This window comes from Pseudomonas sp. K5002, from assembly GCF_013386655.1.
Classification (GTDB): domain Bacteria; phylum Pseudomonadota; class Gammaproteobacteria; order Pseudomonadales; family Pseudomonadaceae; genus Aquipseudomonas.
Genome location: NZ_JACARK010001209.1, coordinates 1 through 4,303 on the forward strand (window position 1 = coordinate 1; position 4,303 = coordinate 4,303).

The window sequence follows — 4,303 nt, forward strand, 5'->3', positions numbered from 1 at the left end:
GGTTGATTGAGCAGGCGGATGCCGCGAGCCTGGTTCGGGTTGACCTCGATAAAGCCGCCCTCGGTCAGCGCCAGCACATGCTTGCGCGCCACGCTGCGGGAGGCAAAGCCGAACGCCTCGGCGATCTCGGCGAGGCTGGGGGACTGGCCTTGCTGCGCGATACGGTCGCGGATAAAGGTCAGGATGGCGGTACGGCGGGGCGTTAGATTCTTCATGGAGTACATTTGTACTCCTGTGGGAATTTTCTGGCAATATCCGTCAGTCGCTTCCCATGCAGCCACCGGAAAAGTCCCCGCCAAGTTGACGAACGGTCTTTCGAATGTTCAGATGCCGGCCTGTTTCAGGTGCCTCATGCCGCCGTGCATGGGGTGAAACGGGAAACCGGTGCCGCTCTTTTCGAGCCAGTCCGGTGCTGCCCCCGCAACGGTAGACGCGTGACCCCTTCGACACACCACTGTGGCCTGCGCGCCATGGGAAGGTGAAGGTGTCCATACGTGTGAGCCCGGAGACCGGCCTGGAATTCTGTTTGGCAAAATCCTGCGGTGGGCGGGCATGGGCCGGTATTGGCGTGTGCTCGGTGCCTACTCGTGCGTGCTTTTCGCGAAAGATACTTTTCCGAGAAGACTATGATTCGACCTTACAATACGTCCGTGCCCAGCCTGTTGCTCGGCTGCCTGTTCAGCCCCCTGCTGCTGGCCGACGACCCTCCCCTTGAGCTCAAGCAGCAGATCATTTCCGCACCGTCGGTGGAATCCACTACCGTGGCCGACATGGCCCAGTACGGCAGCAAGGTCGAGATCGTCACCCGCGAACAGATCGAACGCGCCGGCCCCGCCGCCGATGTGTCGCGCGTGATGCAGATGTTCATCCCCGGCCTGTACGTGGCCCCCAAGAACGGCCCGTTCGACTACGGCACCTATTCCCTGCTGGGTGGGCGCAACGACGACACGCTGATCCTGCTGGACGGCGTGCGCCTGAACAACCGCTTGTACGGCGGCCTGTACCTGGACACCCTGCCCGCCAACGCCATCGAGCGCATCGAAGTGCTCAAGGGGGGCCAGAGCCTGCTGTTCGGCACCCAGGCGGTGTCGGGGGTGATCAACATCGTTACCCGCAGCCCGCAAACCCGCGAGGCGTCCGGCGAGGTGAACCTGGGCGCAGACACCTTCGGCGGCACCACCGGCGATGCCCGGGTCGAGAAGATCTTCAACAACGGTTTCGGCGATCTTGGCTTGCTGGCCTACGTCAGCCGCAACGTCTCCGAGGGCTACCAGCCGTTTCGCAACCGCGACATGAAAAACGTCAGCGACAAGAAACGCTCCTACGAAGTCACCACCTTCGGCACCAAGGCGATCCAGTCGTTTGGCGATGACACGCGCCTTGAGCTGTTTTACCAGTACGCCGACGCCAACCTCGATTTCGCCCGCCCGGTGGACAACCACAAGACCACCAACGACCGCGTGCAACAGATCGCCACGGCCACCTTCGAGCAAACCCTCAACGAGCGCCTGAGCTACTTCGTCAAAGGCCATATCAACGATTGGGACACGCGCTATACCCGCATCAACAATATCGAAGGCGGCGGCACCCGGGCCATCAACCACAACGACTACTGGGGCTTCACCGACTGGGGCGTGCAGGCCGAAGGCAAGGCCGTGTTGCCCGGCGAGCATGTGCTGGTATTCGGGTCCGATAACCAGTGGTTCAAGGGCCAGGACGATGTATTGATCATCGACGACAACAAGGCCCAGGCCCACGCGCTGTACACCCAACTGCGCCCGAATATCGAAGCCCTGCCGAACTGGCACCCGAGCATCGGCGTACGCCACGAAGCCATGAGCGGCGGCGACAGCGCCACTGTCGGCATGCTCACTTCGCTCTACGACCTCAACGACAACTGGGCCCTGCGCGGCCAATACGGCACCGCCTACAAACTGCCGAATGCCGAGCAACTGTTCGTCAACGAAGACGATGAGAAAGGCAACCGCAACCTCAAGCCGGAGAAGAGCCGCAACGCCGAACTGGGCGTCGACTACAGGGGCAGCCTGCTGGCCCGGGACTTCAGCGCCAGCGTCACGCTGTTCAAACGCAAGATCACCGACCTGATCACCCTGGACGATATCCAGTGGGTCAACGGCCAGGGGCAGATCCAGATGCGTGGTTTCGAGGCCGACGCCAAGCTGCAGCTCAATGAACAATGGAGCGTGCAGGCCGACATGACCCGCAACCTCACCGAGTCCCGTGCGGGTGTCACCATCAACGATATCCCGGGCTTCTTCGCCCGCTCGCGGGTCGGCTATGAATCGGCGGACCGCCTGTGGGGCGTCGGTACCGCCGTGCGTTACATCGGCGATATCGTCAGCTCGAAAAAGGTCGAGTACGGTAACTACACCGTGGTGGATGCCGACGCCTATCGCTACCTCGACAACGCCCACCAACACCGCGTGAGCCTGCTGGTAGAGAACCTGTTCGACCGCGACTACGTCACCAGCCGCGCCAGCAACGTCGACAACCTCGGGCGGCCGTTCACCTCCGAAGTACGCTACACGTATCGCTTCTGATGAGTACGCCCGTGGAAACTCATCCGGACTGGTCCCACGTGCCTGACCACGCCCGTCACGTGTTCCTGTGCACCGGCCCGCGCTGCACCCAGCGTGGCGCGCTGCAACTGTGGAAAACCCTGCGCCGCCACCTGCTGCAACACGACTGCATCGAAAAGCCTGGCGGCGTACTGTTGACCCGCACCCACTGCCAGTTCCCGTGCAACCTGGGGCCGATCGTGACGGTGTACCCGGACACTTGCTGGTACGGCGTGCACAACAAAGACGATGTGCAACGGCTGGTGGAAGTGCATCTGGTGGGCGGCGAAGTCGTCGAGGATCTGCTGATCAAGGAGCGCCCATGAAGGCCTCGTTGCTGCTGCTGGGCGCCCTGCTCTGCGCGCCATCGGTATTGGCCGACAGCTTTCGCAACTGCAACCAGGATTGGACCGCCGCCCACTCACCGCCTTCGCGCATCGTGGCCCTCAACCAGCATGCCGCAGACCTGCTGTTGGCGCTGGATGTCGGCCCGGCCTTGGTGGGCGTGGCGTATCTGGATGACAACGGTGTGGCCCACCGACACGGCGAGTATTTCGGCGTGCCGGTGATTGCGCCCAAGTACCCGTCCAGCGAAGTGCTCTATGCGCAGAAACCGGATCTGGTGGTCGGTGGATTCGCCACTGCCTTTGGCACTGGTGTCACCTCCCGCACAGGGTTGGCAGGCAACGGGGTTGGGTCGTACTTGCTGGAGTCGGCGTGCGACGGGCACTCGCTGGATTACTTCGGGCATATTCGCAACGACCTGTTTACCCTCGGCGCCCTGGTGCACAAACAGCAACGGGCGCGGGCGTTGAGCGATGCCATGGACGCCGACCTGGCCAGTGCCCAGGCACTGGCGGGCGAAGGTAAACCGCTGTCGGTGTTCTACCTGGACAGTGAGGTCAACGGGCTGGACAGCGAAGGCCGGCGTGGGTTCGTCACCACGTTGGTGGCGGCTGCTGGTGCGCGCAATTTATTCGCCGGGATCAACCAATACCGCGTCACCGTGAGCAGCGAAACCCTGCTGATGAGTGATCCGGATGTAATTTTGCTGGCGGATGCGCTGTGGTCACCGGCCAGCCGCAAACGTCAGTTGCTGACCACCGACCCGGTGCTGTCGCGTTTGCGGGCGGTGCGGGAGAACCGGATGATCGATATTCCGTTTACCCATTTGGTGCCCACTGCGAATAGCGGCCGAGTCGTGTTGGAGTTGGCGAGGCAATTCAAAAAACTTGCTGAATAATTCACGAGCGAAGCGCCTGACCAATTTCCTCAGTCCATGCCACCGACCAAAGTTGTGAAACGCTGTAGGTTTCCAATGCTGAGCGCATCGTACTTTTGATCTCCTCCAGCTCCTGGCCTGACAGATCAGGGTGATAGAGCTCGCACTTGGTGGCCGAGATATCACTCATCCCGGCTTCAGTGACTACCGGCTCGACCGCGCCACCATCCACCGGGGAAAGCCGGGACCCCAAGACGAAAAAAAGGGGCGATCAATGATCGCCCCAAATACAACGAGAGGTCCTTTTCTAAAACTACAAGCTGATCTGCTGGCGCTCCTCATCCGTCAACCGCGCCCGCGCCTGGTCACTCAACGGTCCGGCGCCGAGCACCTGCACCGGGCTGTCGGGGTTGTAGCCCGAGGTCTTCTGCCCGTCCTCCGGCTTGCGCTCCACTGGCTCGCTGCCAAAGCTCAACACTTCCACCGTGACAATCGACGCCCG

At 61.9% G+C, this 4,303-nt stretch carries 6 protein-coding genes and 1 riboswitch; of the genes, 3 read left to right on the forward strand and 3 right to left on the reverse strand.

All coding sequences use genetic code 11. The features are described 5' to 3' along the window. The coding region (locus tag HX846_RS34960; RefSeq protein ID WP_372242053.1) for a LexA family protein at positions 1 to 224 on the reverse strand (224 nt) is incomplete at its 3' end. 101 nt (positions 225 to 325) lie between these two features. After that, a riboswitch (cobalamin riboswitch) is annotated at positions 326 to 533 on the forward strand. A gap of 93 nt (positions 534 to 626) precedes the next feature. Here HX846_RS34960 and HX846_RS34965 point away from each other — a divergent pair. From HX846_RS34965 to HX846_RS34975, 3 genes are read left to right on the forward strand one after another with little or no spacing between them, the layout of a single operon-like run. Next, positions 627 to 2,561 (forward strand): TonB-dependent siderophore receptor, encoded by a 1,935-nt coding sequence (locus tag HX846_RS34965; protein ID WP_178967229.1) that lies wholly within the window; start codon positions 627 to 629, stop codon positions 2,559 to 2,561. A gap of 11 nt (positions 2,562 to 2,572) precedes the next feature. Next, the gene (locus tag HX846_RS34970; protein WP_008432571.1) at positions 2,573 to 2,905 is read left to right on the forward strand and encodes a ferredoxin; all 333 of its coding nucleotides are present in this window, start codon (positions 2,573 to 2,575) and stop codon (positions 2,903 to 2,905) included. Continuing rightward, positions 2,902 to 3,822 carry an ABC transporter substrate-binding protein gene (locus tag HX846_RS34975; RefSeq protein WP_178967230.1) on the forward strand — a complete coding sequence of 307 codons (921 nt, stop codon included), beginning with the start codon at positions 2,902 to 2,904 and terminating at the stop codon, positions 3,820 to 3,822. The genes HX846_RS34970 and HX846_RS34975 overlap by 4 nt, the downstream gene beginning before the upstream one ends. A 1-nt stretch (position 3,823) precedes the next feature. On the opposite strand, the gene HX846_RS34980 is transcribed toward HX846_RS34975, so the two are convergent. Both HX846_RS34980 and HX846_RS34985 read right to left on the reverse strand, forming a co-directional pair. After that, the gene (locus HX846_RS34980) at positions 3,824 to 3,991 is read right to left on the reverse strand and encodes a hypothetical protein (RefSeq protein WP_177022064.1); all 168 of its coding nucleotides are present in this window, start codon (positions 3,989 to 3,991) and stop codon (positions 3,824 to 3,826) included. Positions 3,992 to 4,114: 123 nt separating this feature from the next. Then, the coding region (locus HX846_RS34985) for a hypothetical protein (RefSeq protein ID WP_178967231.1) at positions 4,115 to 4,303 on the reverse strand (189 nt) is incomplete at its 5' end.